A 14,629-nucleotide genomic window follows, 5' to 3' on the forward strand; every position below is an offset into this window, starting at 1 on the left:
CCCCTACGACCGACCAAGGCCGGCCGAGGGGCAGCTCACCACCCGGTTGTTGTCCGTCGGCTGGGATCGGGACGTGCTGTCCCGCCTCGAGGCCCTGTCAGTCGAGTGCGGAACCACGCTCCTCACCGTGGTTCAGGCCGCCGTGGCGGCGCTGCTCACCCGGCTCGGCGCCGGCACCGACATCCCCCTCGGCACCCCCGTGGCCGGCCGTGTCGACACCCAGCTGAACGACCTGATCGGCCACTTCGTCAACACCGTCGTGCTGCGCGTCGACACCTCGGGTGACCCCGGTGTGCGGGAACTGGTGACCCGGTGCCGGGAGACGGGACTGACCGCCTACGCCCACCAGGACCTCCCCTTCGACCGGCTGGTCCGGGAGCTCGCGCCGCCGCGTCGGCCCAACCTCAACCCCCTCTTCCAGACCGACGTGACCTGTGGCCGGGCCGAGGCGGTCCTGCCGCGACTGGGGATGGCCTCCGTCGCCGCGCTGCCGACGGATCTCGCGGTCGCCAAGTTCGACCTGCAGTTCGCCTTCGAGTCGGGAGGCCCTTCCGGTGGCCTCCGATGCGACCTCAGCTACTGCGCGGAGCTCTTCGAGTCGATCACCGCCGAGCGCATCGTTGCCCAACTCGACCAGGTCATCCGGGAATTCGCCGCCTGACCAGAGCCTGCGCCCACCCGGGGTCCGAAGCCAAGGTCCGTCTCCGCCGTCCTCATCACCAAGGAGAAGCTCGATGTCCAACCCCTTTGACAACGCCGACGGGACCTTCCTGGTGCTCGTCAACGCCGAGGGCCAGCACTCCCTGTGGCCCGCCACCATCGAGGTACCGGCGGGCTGGAGCACCGTCCTGGACGCGACCGACCGCGCCATGGCCCTGGAGTACGTCGAGACCCACTGGACGGACATGCGGCCCAAGAGCCTGATCGCGGCCATGGGGGGCTCGGATGACTGACCCCACCCCGCCGGCCACGCTCACCAGGGCCCGAACGCCACGGAGCACGGCGGCGGCCTCGCACGCGGTCAACGGGCCCCGACTGCTTGACCGGATCCGCAGGTTCGCCGCCATCGGCCGCGACGACCAGGGCGGGATCAACCGACCCGGCTTCGGTGAGGCGGACCGCGCCGCGCGCGCCCACCTGATCAAGGAAGCGCGGCAGGCAGGTCTGCTGGCGCGGACCGACGCCGCCGGGAACGTGCTCATCCGGCGACCCGACCCCGGCCCCAGCGAGGCCCAGCACGCGGCCCGGCCACGTCTCCTCCTCGGCTCCCACCTCGACACCGTCCTCAACGGCGGCGAACTCGACGGCGCCTACGGTGTGCTGGCCGCCCTCGAGGTCCTGCACAGCCTGCACGAGTCCGCCATCCCCACCCGCTGCGACGTCACCGTCGTGTCCTTCGCCAACGAGGAGGGCGCGCTGTTTCCCCAGCCCTTCTGGGGCTCCATGGCGCTCGTCGGGCGACTGCACGCCCTGCCCGAGGATCCCCGGGACTACCACGGACAGTCGCTCCGAGACGCCCTGCGGCTGGCCGGCGGCGACCTCTCCGATCTCACCTCGGCCGTCTGGCCTCCGGGCTCGCTGGACGCGTACCTCGAGCTCCACATCGAGCAGGGTCCCGTGCTCGAGCGGTTGGGAAAGCCGATCGGCGTGGTGGACTCCGTCACCGGTCGTACCCAGCTCGCGGTCGAGATCTCGGGCTCCGCGGGGCACGCCGGCACCACCCCCATGGCAGGCCGCCGCGATCCGCTGGTCGGTGCCGCCCACGTGGTGCTGGCCGTGCACCGCATGGCGAGCGAGGAGGAGCTGTGCCGGGTGGCGACCGTCGGGAGGCTGGAGCTGTCGCCGAACTCCTCCAACACGATCCCCGAGCGGGTGCTGCTCAGCGTCGACATCAGGGACAGCTCGGTGCGGCGACTGGCCGCCGCCGAGGACGCGTTCCGCGAGAAGCTGGCGGCACTGGCGCGGCGAGAGCAGCTGGACATCACCGTGCACGACGCCATCCGCACCGACCCCGTGCACACGGACCAGCGGCTGCGCCGCGCCATCGCCTCGTCCGCCCGCGACCTGGGTCTGGGCTACGAGACGTTGCCCAGCGGCGCGGGCCACGACGCCCAGGTGGTCGCCGACATCGCCCCCGTCGGGATGATCTTCGTTCCCAGCATCGGCGGCGTGAGCCACGTTCCCTCCGAACGCACGGCCCCCGAAGACCTGATCGCCGGCGCCGACGTGTTGCTCCACACCGTCCTTCGGCTGTGATCCGACACCGCCCCCTGCGCCCCCCACCCGTTCCGCCACGCACTCCCGGGAGACCGCCATGCCCCCTGCCCAGCCGCACCACTCGTCCGTCATCGCCGTCTTCTGCGGCGCACGCCCGGGCACGACGCCCGAACACACGGGCCTCGCCCGGAAGTTCGGCGCCGCCCTGGGCCGTCGTGGCCTGGGCATGGTCTACGGCGCGGGTGGCGTCGGGGTGATGGGCGCGGCGGCCGAGGCCGCGCTCGCCAACGGCGCCGCCGTGACCGGCGTCATCCCGCAGGACCTCCACGAGCGGGAACGCGCACAGCAGGCCCCGGGAGAGATCTTCGTCGTCCGCTCCATGCACCAACGCAAGGCGCTCATGTACCGGCTGTCCGGCTCCTTCGCGGTACTGCCGGGTGGCCTGGGGACCATGGACGAGCTGATGGAGGTGGCCACCTGGAACCAACTCGGCGTGCACGAGAAGCCGGTGGTCCTGCTCAACGCCAGTGGCTACTTCACCCCGCTGCTGGCCTTCTTCGACCACATGGTGGCGGAGGGCTTCCTCTCCGCCGACGAACGCCGCCTGGTGCACGCGGTGAGCGATGTCGAGGACGCCCTTGACCTGCTCGCCCCGGACAGTCGCGTCCTCGACACGAAGCAGCCCCTGGCGGGGTCCGCCCTGTGACGGCCCGGCACGCGGGGAGTGAGAGGGCATGAGGCTACTGCGCGACGCACGGTTTCGGCGCCTCCTGATCGGTGAGACGGTCTCCAGCTTCGGGGACAGCGCCATGTACCTCTCGCTGGGCATCTGGGCCAAGGACCTCACCGGCTCCGACGCCGCCGCCGGGCTGGTCTTCCTCTTCCTCACCGTGCCGGGGCTCGGTGCCCCCCTGCTCGGGTACGTGGTGGACCGGGTCGACCGCAAGCCCCTGCTGCTGTGGATGTACGGCGGGATGGGCCTGATGGTGCTCTCGCTGCTGGCCGTCCGCTCGACCGATCAGCTGTGGATCATCTATCTGGTCGCCTTCTGTTACGGCGTCCTCTTCTCCACTCCGGCGCGCGGCGCGCTGCTCAAGGACATGTTGCCGTCCGAGGACGCCGCCGACGCCCGCTCCCTGCTGATCGCCACCCGGGAGGGCGTACGCATCGTGTCGCCCGCCGTCGGCGCCGGCATCTACGTGACCTGGGGCGGTGGCTTCCTCGCCGTGGTCGACACGTTGACGTTCGTGGTGGCCATGCTGCTGCTGGCCTCGATCCGGGTGACCGAGTCGCCACCCGGCGAGGCCGGGGAACCCTTCCGCACCCAGGTCGCCGCCGGATTCCGCTACGTGCGCCACGTGCCGCTGCTGTTGCGGCTGACGGCCGCCTTCACGGGCTTCATGCTCTTCGCTGGCCTGCTGGAGAGCGCGTCGTTCGCCGCCATCGACGAGGGGCTCGGCCTGTCGGCCGCCTTCCTCGGAGTCTCTGCTTCGGTTCAGGGAGCCGGCTCCGTGCTCGGCGGCCTGCTGGCCGGCCCGCTGGTCAAGCGGTACGCGGAAGCGTGGATCAGCGGCGTGGGCTTCGCCGTGGTCGCCGTCGCCATGGCCCTGTGTTGCGTCCCTGACCCCGGGTTCTTCCTGGCGGGGGTCACCCTCAACGGTGTTGGCATGCCCATGGTGCTCGTGGCGCTGGGTACCGCCACGCACCTCTACGCCCCCTCCCGGCTCCAGGGCCGGGTGCAGTCCGTGGTCAACATGGCCGGCAACGGCTCCCAGACGCTCTCCATCGCCGCCGGCGCCGCGCTGGTCGGAGTCGTGGACTACCGGCTGCTGTACGCGGCCATCGTGCTGGCGGCCATCAGCAGCGTCGGCGCGGTGCTGCTCCGCCCACCACCACCTCCCGCCGTGGCCACCTCCCTTGCCGACCGGCTCGCGGAACCGCCCACGCGAGCCAACTCCCGCTGACGAGACGAGGTGCCGCTCATGTCCTCAAGGCAGACTTACGGGACCGGACGTCGTTCCCCGCGCCTGCCACCGCCCCTCACGTCTCCGATGGACGCGGCCCTGCTTCCTCTCCTGGCCGCCCTGGCCGCCGAGGACCGCAGGAAACCGCTGGTCGAGGCGCAGTTGACCGTGCTGGAGGCCGCGCTCCTGCTGGCGCGGGCGGCCGAGGCGGAGACCCGTCAGCCGCCGGCCGACTGTCTGGAACTGCTGACCGGTGCCCTCGGTTCGGTGCGGGCGGCGGTCCACGCCACCTCACACGCCCTCATCCGCACCCGCGACGGACTCCGCCGCCCTCACCCGTCCAGCTGAAAGCCGAGACAGCGATGACAGCTCAGCTCCCCCCGCCCGTGCGGCAGGGGCTCAGCCCCTCGGAACAACTCCTGTGCGAGATGTTCGCCGCCGTGCTCATGGTCGAGAGGGTCGGCCCCGACGACGACTTCTTCCAACTGGGCGGCCACTCCATGCTCGCCGTGCGGTTGCAGCGCCGCCTGCGCCCCCTGGTCAGTGGGCGACTCGGCGTCCAGGACGTCCTCCGCTACCGCACCCCGCGCGCCCTCGCCGCCCGCCTGGGCCAGCAGGGCGAGGAGGATCGCACCGACCCGCTGCTCGCCCTCCGCGCCACCGGCGACGGCGTCCCACTCTTCTGCGTACACCCGATCCTCGGCCTCAGCTGGAGCTACGCCGCGCTGCTGCCCCACCTCAGCGCGCACGAGCCCCTGTACGGCCTGCAGTCCACGGGCGACAACGCCACGTCGCACCGCACGCTTGACGACCTGGCTGAGGAGTACGTGGAACGCGTCCGCCGCGTCCAGCCGGACGGGCCCTACCGACTGGTCGGCTGGTCGCTCGGCGGGCTGATCGCCCAGGCCATGGCCACCAGCCTGCAACGGCGGAACGAGTGGGTCGCCCTGCTTGCCCTCATCGACGCCTACCCGGTCTCCGTCTTCACCGGCGACCGGGACGCTGGAGTGCTGGACTCCCTGCTCGACAGCGTCTCCCTGGTGAACCGGCGTGGCAGCGTCCTGGGGCGGGCCGGCGTCGCCGCCGCCCTGCACGAGGCAACAGGGCTGGCCGACGCCGACCGCCTGGTCGACGCGGCGCTCGCCAACGACCGCTTGGTCCGGGACCGCACCCCGCACGAGTTCCACGGCGACCTGCTCTTCTTCAGCGCACTCAAGGGCCGCCCCCATGGCCTGCACGCCGGTCTCTGGCAGCCCACGGTGACTGGGACCATCCGGGAACACCAAGTCCACGCCGCGCACCACGACATGTTGCGATCCCCTGCCGTGGGCGAAGTGGGTCGAGTCATCGCACGGGAACTGGCCGACGGGACAGACCACTCCCCTCCCGGTTGGTAGTCGTCGAACGCCCCCCGGCCCTCTGGACACCTTCACCACACACCTCACATCCCCGCCAGGTGCACGCCCCAGATGGCGATCAAGGGAAACTGACACGGGCACCTTCGAGCGTGGGCCTGCACGGGTGATCCAGACGATCGGGGACGCCGGTCATGGCTCGAGATGCTGCCGTACGAACGCCGCGATCCGTTCAATCAGTCGTTCGCGGTCCTCCGGCGGCACTTCGGCCATTCGGCCGGTCTCCTCGAGGAAGTCGCCGAAGCTCGCGGCGCATAGGGAGGCGTCCGGCAGAGAACAGGTCAGCGACTGCCCGTTCCGTACGTACCGTTAGGCCCGAGGGTGTAGACGAAGAGGCTGACGCCTTCCCCGGTGCCGTACAGGGAAGGGCCGTTCTCGGGAAGAGCGACGAGGGCCGCGTAGTACCCGGGCGTGTTCGTCAGTAGCTGCTCCACGGGGGTGCACCGACGGATCGAAGCATTCGGACTGTTGATCCCGGTGTCGGCGGGTCACGAAGGACCGGGCGCCAAGGACGTACTCGCACCCATGAGTGGTGGCCGGCAGGGTGCCGCCCGCGTTCAGGGTCACGGAAATCGCGCCGTCGTCCGTCGACATGTCGACGACCCGGAGGCCGGTCGCGCCGCCCCACACCATGCAGGGCACGCCCGTCGGGCCGATGACGAAGATCGGCTCTCGGTCGCCCCAGATCCCCGCGACCATCGCCCCTGACGGTAGGAACGAGCGGTCCGGCAGTGCCATCGTCGTGGGGAATCTCCTCGGGGCCGAACCGGGTAGGCGGAATGCTCCGCGCACGGTTCCACGCCGGCCACCACCTCGGTGGCGTCCGATTGGGCACTGGGTCGGCTCGCGGTAGACCTGTCGGTCGGTGTCGCCGACGTACAGGAGGGTGCGGTCGATGTCCCACAGGGCGAGCACGGTGTCGGCCACGGTCAGGGCTCCGTCCGTATCAGGGTGGCGGCCCGCTCGGTGACGTCGGCGGCGTGGGCGGCGTCGCCGGCCGCGGCGAGTTCGTCGGTGAACTCCCGCACGGTTCGTTGAGTCGGGCGGACTGGAGCTGTTCGGCTCGTGACAGGGCGTCGTGCGCCGTGGCGCAGGCCGCCTCGATGTCTCCCATGCGGAGGTGCGCGGTGGCGGCGCGGGTGAGGAACTGGGCCCGGGTTCGCAACTCGGTGGAGTTGATCGCCGCCTCTGCGGCCGTGAGGCTTTCTACGGCGCGTGCGTGGTCACCCAAGTCCAGGTAGCAGCTTCCCGCCTGTCCTCGGATTTCGCCTTCGTTGATCCAGTACAGCCAGTGGGGATCGCTCTCGGAGCGGCCACCGGCGCACAGCTCCGCGGCCTGTATGCGGCGGATCACGGCCCCCGCCACCCGACCTGTGTGGTGGCGTTGATGCTCTTCGTCGGCGGCAGGGGGACAGAATGCTCGGTCCGGTTGCTGGGGTGTTGTGCTCGCGCGTGGCGCAGGTGCGCTCTGAGCCTTGCGCGTAGTACGGAGAGCGGATAGCTCGCTCCGAGGCGTTGCAGGAACTCCTGGACGTGCCAGGTGACGAGCGCACCTTGTCGTGACAGGTACGAACCCACCTGGTTGATGCCGAATCGGTCGTCGTAGTCGAGGAGCAGGTAGCCGGCGAGTTGGTAGATCTCCTCGGTGCCGAGGCGGCGTGGTCGGGTGGTCGCTTTGCAGTCCAGCAGCAGGCCGCCGAGGATGAAGTCCGCGTCGGCGCCGCCGAGGTCCTGGCTGCCGGCGAACATCGGTCCGCAGAGCCTGGCTGGGGGCGGATATGCGCGGAAGCGCTCGAAGAGACCTTCCGCGAGTTCCATCTGCCGGCCGATGTCGTCGACGGCGTAGACGGGGACGCTTGCGGTGAGCTCGTCGAGGCTCGTGGTGGGCGTGGCGTCGGCAAGCATGCTGAACCGGCGGACTTCGCCCGTGCGGAAGATGTCCTTGTAGAAGGCGGCGACGAAGCACAGCCTGCCCAGGTCCTCCTCAGGCAGGACCTGGGAGCCAGCCAGGTGGGCGTCCACGGTCGCCAGCAGCTCCTGGCCTGCCGTGTGGAGCACGGCTCTGGTCTCCGGTCGCGGCACCCCCGGGAGGGGAGTGCCGCCACCGAGGGCGTGCACACCGTGTGTCACGGCCGGGCCCAGATGGCAGCCGAGTGAGAGCCTGAGCCGGAAGTCGATGGCGTGCGGTGCCCACATCTTCATGTAGTGGTCGTGCTCGAACCGGAGCCTGCCGTCGAGGGACCGAATGTCCTGCCACGCCCTGGCTGCGTAGGGCAGCAGTGTGCGGGCGACGTACTCTTGCGCCTGGTAGTCAAGACCGTTGACGCGATCCAGCTGCCGGGCCTGACTTCGCGGTCGGTGTTGTGGCAGAACCTGCGGATCATGTCCATCACCAGCCGCGCCTGGTGGCTGCGCGTGATGCGGCGGGAGTCCACGTCGAGGTCTCGAACGATGCCGAGCAGTCGCGCGGTCTCCTTGGCGGGGATGCGGGCCGAGGCGTTCAGACGCTCCCGGTAGCTGTGCCCGACCGCGGTGAAGGCGAGGAGTGGGCGGTTCGGCAGTCGACGTTGGAGCCGAAGCGGCTACGGGCATCGTCGGCGATGGCCCGGTTGAAGGCCACATACAGGCCGCGCTTCCTGGTGGAGGCTCCCATCAGCATGAGGGTGGACGTCTTCCCTGTCCCGGCGCCGGCCACGAGCGCCAGGTCCCGACCCGCCGCAAACACCTCCCGCGCCGCCTGCTGTTCCTCCGTTGCCTTGAAGGCCAAGCGAAACCTCCCCCTTTCGCGGCTTCGTGTACCGCAGCTCAGAGGCTGCCTGCTGGGTTACCAAAGGTCAACCCGGCGTGAGCCCTCCGCAATGCGCGGCCCAAGAGCGAAAGTGCACAGCCGTGCTCATGCCCCCACTCGGCGAACCGCGGTCGGGGCCGCCGCAGTCAGATCGTCCTTCTCAAGGTAGCGGGGCAGAAGTCCCCGCCTGCTGCCGCGCTCGCCTGCTGCGAACTCGCCGCGGAAGTCCTCTTCGACGGGTTCGATACGCGGCTGACGAGGGGGTCGGCCGGCCGCACCCCTCGCCGCGTGGGCACTCATTGCGCTGGCCGGCGCGGCCACGCAGAGCTCATCTGTTACGGGAATCGTTCGTCGCTCGGTCGCCCGGCCTACCGCCCAAGCGCCGTGCGCAGGGTCAGCCCGTAGCGGCGGCGGAGGCGGTAGGTTTCCCAGACCGACAGCAGGGTCACCGACACCGGGCCGCCCAGAAGGAAGGTGTAGAGGATCGAGGGCGGGGCGGCCACGTCGGGGCCGTCGGAGAAATTGAGGATGAAGAGGGACCAGACCATGAGCGGGGAGAGCAGGGCCGGCAGTAGATCGTGGACGTCGCCGAGGCGGAAGCAGGAGTTCACCCCGTAGACCAGGACGACCACGGTGAAGGGGATGGCGCACAGCAGGAGGATCAGACAGATAAGTCCGCCTACGCCTTGCCCCACCACGAGCAGCACACTGATCAGCCAGCTTTGATCGCCGGGGACGATGTCGAAGGAGAAGAGTTCTCCCCGCAACGTCTTCCAGGTCAGCCAGCACAGCCCGGCACCGCACAGAATCATGACCACGCAGTACCCGGGCCCGAGCAGACAGGACGCGTAGCGGCGGCCGAGCGGTGCGCGGGCCGCCGAGATGAAGGCGGTCACCGCGAGGAGCCCGACCCCGAACGTGATCCCGCAGCTGATCAGCAGATCCTCCAGCTTGCCCATCACGAAGTCCTCGCGGCCCACTTTCATCGGGTAGGCCATCACCAGCCACACCGTTGCCGTCAGACCGAGGGCCGTACGGCTCCACTGCAGTGCGTGGACGATCCGATCCTGCACGCGGTCGGGCCTGATGGACGACACCCGCTCCGACGCTATGGTGAGCGGACGGGTGACGAGACGCGGCAACCTGCCCAGGACGTTTCTGTTGCCGCTCATGTTGCGCATACCCCGAGTGCAATGAGGGCGCACGTGTTCGAGCGCCGCGATCGAACACCCTATCGCGCGACTACGTGCTGCTGGTGGTCGAGGGCGGGCTGCGGCTGGCTGGTCAAGGAACGCGGCCTGGCCGGCTTGGGGTGGGAAAGGCGCAGGTCGGAGGCGGTGTGGCGGGGTGAGGTTGAGCCCACTGTAAATCTGCCGGCTCAGCCTACCCAGGTTCGAACCCTGGCGCCGCCACAGCGCAGAGGCAGCCCTCTGACCAGCGAATACGCCGGGTCGGGGGGCTGTTTTACTGCCCAGGAACGCCGCCCTCAAACGAGAATCGAAACGCGGCGTTTGTTGCCGTCTGTCTCGCGGCCTTTCCCAGCCCTAGTCAGTTTCTGCCCCCAGGTGTCCCCCAGGGGGACGGTCTTCTGGCTAGCTGTCGGCGTCGTCCCACTCGCGCATCGCGGCCTCGATGCGCTGGTTGGAGCGCTCCTCGTTCTGCGCGAGGACCTTGGCGTAGACGCGGAACAACACCGCGAGGCTGTGCCCAGCCTCCGCCGCCCCTCGGCTTCAGCCGTAAGACCGAGTCGAACGCTTCCTGAAGTCAGCCGAGACCGGTCGCGTTGACGGTCCGCTCGCAGGTCAGGTCTTCCGACTGCTCATCGGATCAGCTCTGCGGGGATCAGGTTCTGAGCCGCGAGTTGGCGGAGGACGAGGTGGGAGAACTCGGTCGCGCCGCGTTCCGAGGTGTGGGTGTTGTCGCCTGCCTCATTGGTGAGGTAGAGGGCTCTGGACGCCTGCGGGCCGAGTTCCTCCACGCGCTGCCTGGTGAGCTGGGTGAGGTCGATGAGTGCCACGCCCCGCTCGGCGGCGAGGCGGCGCATCTCGGCCGGGAGGTTCACGCCGAGTGCGTTGACGTGCAGGGCGGTGCCGTTGTTCAGCGTGCCGTCGGTGTTGAACCAGCGGCGGACGATCGGTGTGACGAGGACGGGTGTGCCGCCTCGGGCCCGTACGCCGTCGATCAGCCCGTTGAGGCTGGTGCGGAAACTCTGGGCGGTCGTCTGCTTGTCGTTGTGTCCGAACTGGATGAGCACCACGTCCCCGTCTCCGATGAGCGGGCGCATCGCCGGGAAGAGCCGGGAGTTGGCCAGGAAAGAGCCGGCGCTCTCGCCGGAGTCGGCGTGGTTGGCGACCGACAGGCCCTGGGTGAAGAACTGCGGCAGCATCTGCCCCCACCCCGTGTACGGGGCGGTCTCCTGGTCGCAGACGGTGGAGTCCCCGGCGAGGAAGAGCTGCGCATGATCGCTGGGGGTGACGGTGAGGTCGCTCAGCCGCGGCACCTGGCCGCCGAAGTACAGGTCGAGCCCGGGGCTTCCGCCCGGCCTGGTCGGCTGCCCCTCCGGATCGCGCACGTTGACGGTGAAACTCTCCCTCACCTGCTCTCCAGCGCCGGTCGCCGTCGCGGCGAGCATCACGCGCCGCGCCTCGGCGGTGACCACCGTGCTGCCAGCCTGCGCCCCGCCCAGGACCGCGGTGACGTCATAGGTGCCAGGAGGGACGTCGAAGTGGCAGACGACGGGCGCGGTGCCGGTGCAGTTCTCGACCGCCGAGGCGCCATGACCGGCGGCGAGTGCGGGGGCGACCGAGAGGGCGGTCACCAGGGTGGAGCAGGCGATGGTGAGGACAGTGGCGCGAAGCAGTACGGCGCGGGCTCGTGTCACGGGGGCTCCTCGGTTCGGCAGATGAGTCCAGCTCGTTCGGGCGCCCCGGAACGCGCTGACCAACGCAAGGCTCACCACCGTGATCGTGGTCGTGGCCGGCGTCTCAGATGTCGTGGGGGTGGGGCCCCGAAGACGGGGACGGTCAGGACAAAGGTGTGCGGTTACGGGTGCGGATCCGGTTGCCGACGCGGTTCGCCACGGGCTTGGCCTGACGCCTGCTCGCGCCGTCGACCCCGGGTGGGTCACTCGGTGACGTTGTCCACGGCGAGGGTCTGGATCTCGCCGGCGGCGAACGGCACGCTGACCGTCTTGTTGGAGATCCGGAGGTCCGCGCGGTGGGTGTAGCGGTCTCCGTTGCCGGAGGTCAGCGTCGACCAGCGGCTCACCTGGCCGCCCGTGCCGCCGGCGGCCTGCCCGAACTGGGAGAGGTCGAACGTCAGCGTCTGCGCCTGGCCCGGGTTGACCGCGACCAGCACCAGCCGGCGGGCCGCCGGGTCGTAGGCCGCGACGGTGTTGCCGGCGTTGGTGCCGAGGATGTGCATGCCGGGCCTGATGTGGCGGGTGAACTGCGCGTACACGTAGTACTTCGTCTGTACGGCGCCCGGCTGGAGCGTCGCCGGATCGTAGGCGATCATCGCCCAGCCGGGGCTGGGGTCCATCACCTGCCAGTAGCACCAGGCGGTCGGGTGGAGCCAGCGGAAGTCCAGGAACAGGTTGGTGGCCAGGGTCAGCCCGCTGGCGTCGTTCTGGCCCGTCTCCGAGTTCCACAGCTTCTTCCCGGCGCTGCTGACGTCCTGGTACAGCAGGTCGCGACGGCCGCTCGCCCCCTGGTAGCCGTGCACGTTGACCTGGTCCACCAGTGCGCGGGTCGACGCGCTGAACGATGCCCAGGTGGTGCGGGCCAGGTCGTAGCTGGTCTCGTCGGATGCGGAGATCGGCGTGCCGGAGAGCCCCAGCCGGTCGAGTTCCGCGCGCAGGTGCCCCAGGACCTGCGCCTGGACGCCGGCGTCGATGTGGCAGCCCTCCTGTGTGCCGTCGGCTCGCCACCAGGTGGAGGATGGCTCGTTGAACGGCTCCACCGCGGCGAACGGCACGCCCCAGGTGTCCCGGGCGCGCCGCGCGGTGGTCGCCAGGTAGGTGGCGAACTGCCGGTAGTTCCAGGATTGAAGGTTGTTCCCGCCGTCGGCCGCGCCCGAGGGGTTGTGGTTCAGGCACATCCACCACATCGGCGAGTTCGAGAACAGTTCCGCCTGGGCGCCGCGCCGCACCGCCCGGGTCAGTGCGCCGCGCTGCCGCGCGTCGACGGTCCAGTTCCAGGCCGAGGAGTTGGGGTCCTCGTTGCGCCAGTCCTGCCAGAAGCCCTCGATCTGCTTGTACCGGGGGATGTTGGGCGAGGCCACCATCGACTCCCCGGCCACGCTGTTCCAGCTGCAGGCCCCCAGGTTGTACCGGGCGATGGTCAGCCCAAGGCCGGGGAGCGTCCGTCCACCGTAGGCCACGTCGCCCAGGGTGAAGAACGCGTCGGCGAAATCGTCCCGGTCGCCGAAGACGTTGGCCCACCAGGCCAGGGACGTGCCCCAGCCCTCCCATGGCCCGAAGTCCGATCCGGGCTCGACGCGGACCAGGGTGTCCGCGTGGGCCGTGCCCGTGGCCAGGGCGCTGCCCAGCAGCACACCGCCGGTCGTCGTCAGCAACGTTCTGCGCTTCACGAGTGTCTCCTCGTCATCGCGTTGGTTGGTCATGCTGTGTTGGTCCGGCTCCGGGCGGTGGGCCGCCCGCCCGGAGCCGGGTGGTGTTCCGCCTGGCCGCGTGCCGGCGGTCCGTCAGAGGCGTTGGCGTGTGAAGCGCTGGTTGGCCGCGCCGGTGTAGGTCCACTGGGAGACGCGGGCTCCGTCGGTGGTGGAGTACTCCCAGACGTCCATGGCCAGGCCGCTGGCGCGGTTGATCAGGCTGACCGTGCCGTCGCCCTGGTCGACGATCCGCCACTGCTGGTTGGCGGCACCGGTGTCGGGCTGCTGGGTGATGTCGGCGCCGCCTTCGTTGCCGGCGGCCTGAAGCACCAGGCCCGAGTGGCGGGCCCTGATGCGGACGTGGCCGTCTCCGGAGTCGAGGAACTCGAACTGCTGGTTGAGTCCGCTCCCGGTCATCCACTGGATGAGTCGTGCCCCGGCCGCGGTGGACATCTCGCTGATGTCGGCCGCTTTGCCGCTGTGCTGGGCGATCAGGCGGTAGTAGGCCGGGCCGCCGGGCGAGTCACCCAGCTGGGCTTCCCACCTGGTATTGGGCCCGGCGGCGTCGGCCGGGAGGCGGTCCCGCGCGGCGGTGTCGCCATACATTGTCCAGCGGGCCCAGTCAACGACGGTGTTCGGGAAACGGTTGTCGCTCCAGAAGCTGGTGTGGCTGCCGCCGACGAAGGTGAGGAACGCCTTGGGCCAGGTCATCTCCGTGTACGCCTGCCGGGCCGAGGAGTACTGCGTGGTCGAGTCCCGGTCGCCGTGGACGAACAGGACCTTGGCGGAGACCGAGGCGGCGGGGTTGCCCATGTCCTCGCAGGACTGCGGGTTGGCGGAGATGATCCGGCTGTCGGGCCAGGAGGTAAGCAGGCCGTGGGTGATCATGCCGCCCAGGGAGTGGCCCGACACGCCGACGCCGGTGCCAGTGTTGATGTGCCCGGCCAACGGTCCGCTCGTGTTGAGGGCGAGGGTCTGGGTGAGGATGTGCGAGACGTCATTCGAGGTGTTGCCGTTGTAGACGTCGTTGAAGTTGTGGTTGAAGTGCGGGGCCGGGACGATGAAGCCCGCCGCGGCCAGGGCCCGGATGATGAACAGGGAGTTCTGCGGGCTGCTTTGGAAGCCATGGGTGAAGTTGTAGACGGGGAAGACACCGCCTGCGACCGGGGCGTTCGTCACCGGGTTGCCACCGGGGGTACCGGTGGCCGGGTAGTAGACGTAGGTGGTGCACGGGCGGCTGCCACGGGTCCAGTCATACCGGCGCACGCCGACCGCGAACGGCGTGGTCGGCGCCGTGTCCAGCGGCCCGATTGCGGCAGATGCCTGTCCTGCGCCGAGCAGGGACACGCCGGTGGCCACCGCGGTGGCCGCGCTCAGGTTCAGGAAGGTGCGTCGTCGCATCGCCATGATGACTCCTGGGAGAGAAGGGATGTGCCTGGAGGTCGTGGCCCGGCCCCGCCGACCACGCGCGCCGACCGTGCGCGCCGCCCGCGGTGCGGGCCGCGAGGCATGGGCGGTGGCGGCTCTCGCGCCGCTCTGGTGGAACGTGACGTCCCGCGTCCTCCGCCCGCTTGGTTCGGCGGCTGGGGGCGGGGCCGCCGCCGAGTGGCGCGGGCCGGAGTGCTGGGTGGGCC

The 14,629-nt window shown here is 70.1% G+C and carries 14 protein-coding genes, 1 tRNA gene and 1 pseudogene; 9 read left to right on the plus strand and 7 right to left on the minus strand.

The window, feature by feature from the left end; translation table 11 throughout:
• The 7 genes from E1265_RS21730 to E1265_RS21760 form a co-directional block, all read left to right on the plus strand.
• Nucleotides 1-661 (plus strand): condensation domain-containing protein (locus E1265_RS21730; RefSeq protein ID WP_132932455.1); only part of this gene is annotated, 661 nt, incomplete at its 5' end.
• A gap of 73 nt (nt 662-734) precedes the next feature.
• A complete protein-coding gene (locus E1265_RS21735; RefSeq protein ID WP_132932457.1) occupies nt 735-953 on the plus strand; it encodes an MbtH family NRPS accessory protein in 219 nt (72 codons plus the stop codon).
• Nucleotides 946-2,256, plus strand: a complete 1,311-nt coding sequence (locus tag E1265_RS21740; RefSeq protein WP_132932459.1) for a Zn-dependent hydrolase — start codon at nt 946-948, stop codon at nt 2,254-2,256. Before E1265_RS21735 ends, E1265_RS21740 begins: the two co-directional genes overlap by 8 nt.
• A gap of 58 nt (nt 2,257-2,314) precedes the next feature.
• Nucleotides 2,315-2,923, plus strand: coding sequence for a TIGR00730 family Rossman fold protein (locus tag E1265_RS21745; RefSeq protein WP_132932461.1), 609 nt, complete (start codon nt 2,315-2,317; stop codon nt 2,921-2,923).
• 28 nt (nt 2,924-2,951) lie between these two features.
• Nucleotides 2,952-4,181 (plus strand): MFS transporter, encoded by a 1,230-nt coding sequence (locus tag E1265_RS21750; protein ID WP_132932463.1) that lies wholly within the window; start codon nt 2,952-2,954, stop codon nt 4,179-4,181.
• Nucleotides 4,182-4,268: 87 nt separating this feature from the next.
• Entirely contained in the window at nt 4,269-4,529 is a 261-nt protein-coding gene (locus E1265_RS21755; RefSeq protein WP_132932464.1) for a hypothetical protein, read from the plus strand.
• Nucleotides 4,530-4,543: 14 nt separating this feature from the next.
• Complete coding sequence (locus E1265_RS21760) at nt 4,544-5,578, plus strand: thioesterase domain-containing protein (protein ID WP_132932466.1); 1,035 nt, start codon at nt 4,544-4,546, stop codon at nt 5,576-5,578.
• 861 nt (nt 5,579-6,439) lie between these two features.
• On the opposite strand, the pseudogene E1265_RS40770 reads toward E1265_RS21760, so the two are convergent.
• The 4 genes and pseudogenes from E1265_RS40770 to E1265_RS21775 all read right to left on the minus strand — a co-directional run.
• Nucleotides 6,440-6,529: pseudogene (locus E1265_RS40770) on the minus strand (phosphoglycolate phosphatase); the annotation flags it as partial.
• Between the two features lie 417 nt (nt 6,530-6,946).
• A complete protein-coding gene (locus tag E1265_RS38165) occupies nt 6,947-7,798 on the minus strand; it encodes a hypothetical protein (RefSeq protein WP_207931156.1) in 852 nt (283 codons plus the stop codon).
• 298 nt (nt 7,799-8,096) lie between these two features.
• Nucleotides 8,097-8,363: a hypothetical protein gene (locus E1265_RS38170; RefSeq protein WP_207931157.1), complete on the minus strand. Its 267-nt coding sequence runs from the start codon at nt 8,361-8,363 to the stop codon at nt 8,097-8,099.
• Between the two features lie 389 nt (nt 8,364-8,752).
• Nucleotides 8,753-9,565, minus strand: a complete 813-nt coding sequence (locus tag E1265_RS21775; RefSeq protein ID WP_132932468.1) for a hypothetical protein — start codon at nt 9,563-9,565, stop codon at nt 8,753-8,755.
• Between the two features lie 152 nt (nt 9,566-9,717).
• Between E1265_RS21775 and E1265_RS37200 the strand changes: the two genes are divergently transcribed.
• Nucleotides 9,718-9,796: transfer RNA gene (locus E1265_RS37200), tRNA-OTHER, on the plus strand.
• Nucleotides 9,797-10,203: 407 nt separating this feature from the next.
• On the opposite strand, the gene E1265_RS21780 is transcribed toward E1265_RS37200, so the two are convergent.
• The 3 genes from E1265_RS21780 to E1265_RS21790 form a co-directional block, all read right to left on the minus strand.
• Nucleotides 10,204-11,265 (minus strand): rhamnogalacturonan acetylesterase, encoded by a 1,062-nt coding sequence (locus tag E1265_RS21780; RefSeq protein WP_243740996.1) that lies wholly within the window; start codon nt 11,263-11,265, stop codon nt 10,204-10,206.
• Between the two features lie 242 nt (nt 11,266-11,507).
• On the minus strand, nt 11,508-13,007 hold the full coding sequence (locus E1265_RS21785) for a glycoside hydrolase (protein ID WP_132932470.1): 1,500 nt from the start codon (nt 13,005-13,007) through the stop codon (nt 11,508-11,510).
• Nucleotides 13,008-13,088: 81 nt separating this feature from the next.
• Nucleotides 13,089-14,402, minus strand: coding sequence for an RICIN domain-containing protein (locus E1265_RS21790; protein ID WP_132932472.1), 1,314 nt, complete (start codon nt 14,400-14,402; stop codon nt 13,089-13,091).
• A 22-nt stretch (nt 14,403-14,424) separates the two neighbouring features.
• Here E1265_RS21790 and E1265_RS38175 point away from each other — a divergent pair.
• Nucleotides 14,425-14,629 (plus strand): hypothetical protein (locus E1265_RS38175; RefSeq protein ID WP_207931158.1); only part of this gene is annotated, 205 nt, incomplete at its 3' end.

Origin of the sequence: Streptomyces sp. 8K308, assembly GCF_004348315.1 — a bacterium.
Classification (GTDB): Bacteria; Actinomycetota; Actinomycetes; order Streptomycetales; family Streptomycetaceae; genus Streptomyces.

Excerpts from the sequence above, each read along its gene's own strand:
- E1265_RS21735 (WP_132932457.1), top strand. The coding sequence starts at position 735 with ATGTCCAACCCCTTTGACAACGCCGACGGGACCTTCCTGGTGCTCGTC.
- E1265_RS21740 (WP_132932459.1), top strand. The coding sequence starts at position 946 with ATGACTGACCCCACCCCGCCGGCCACGCTCACCAGGGCCCGAACGCCA.
- E1265_RS21745 (WP_132932461.1), top strand. The coding sequence starts at position 2,315 with ATGCCCCCTGCCCAGCCGCACCACTCGTCCGTCATCGCCGTCTTCTGC.
- E1265_RS21750 (WP_132932463.1), top strand. The coding sequence starts at position 2,952 with ATGAGGCTACTGCGCGACGCACGGTTTCGGCGCCTCCTGATCGGTGAG.
- E1265_RS21755 (WP_132932464.1), top strand. The coding sequence starts at position 4,269 with ATGGACGCGGCCCTGCTTCCTCTCCTGGCCGCCCTGGCCGCCGAGGAC.
- E1265_RS21760 (WP_132932466.1), top strand. The coding sequence starts at position 4,544 with ATGACAGCTCAGCTCCCCCCGCCCGTGCGGCAGGGGCTCAGCCCCTCG.
- E1265_RS38165 (WP_207931156.1), bottom strand. The coding sequence starts at position 7,798 with ATGAAGATGTGGGCACCGCACGCCATCGACTTCCGGCTCAGGCTCTCA.
- E1265_RS21775 (WP_132932468.1), bottom strand. The coding sequence starts at position 9,565 with ATGCGCAACATGAGCGGCAACAGAAACGTCCTGGGCAGGTTGCCGCGT.
- E1265_RS21785 (WP_132932470.1), bottom strand. The coding sequence starts at position 13,007 with ATGACCAACCAACGCGATGACGAGGAGACACTCGTGAAGCGCAGAACG.
- E1265_RS21790 (WP_132932472.1), bottom strand. The coding sequence starts at position 14,402 with ATGGCGATGCGACGACGCACCTTCCTGAACCTGAGCGCGGCCACCGCG.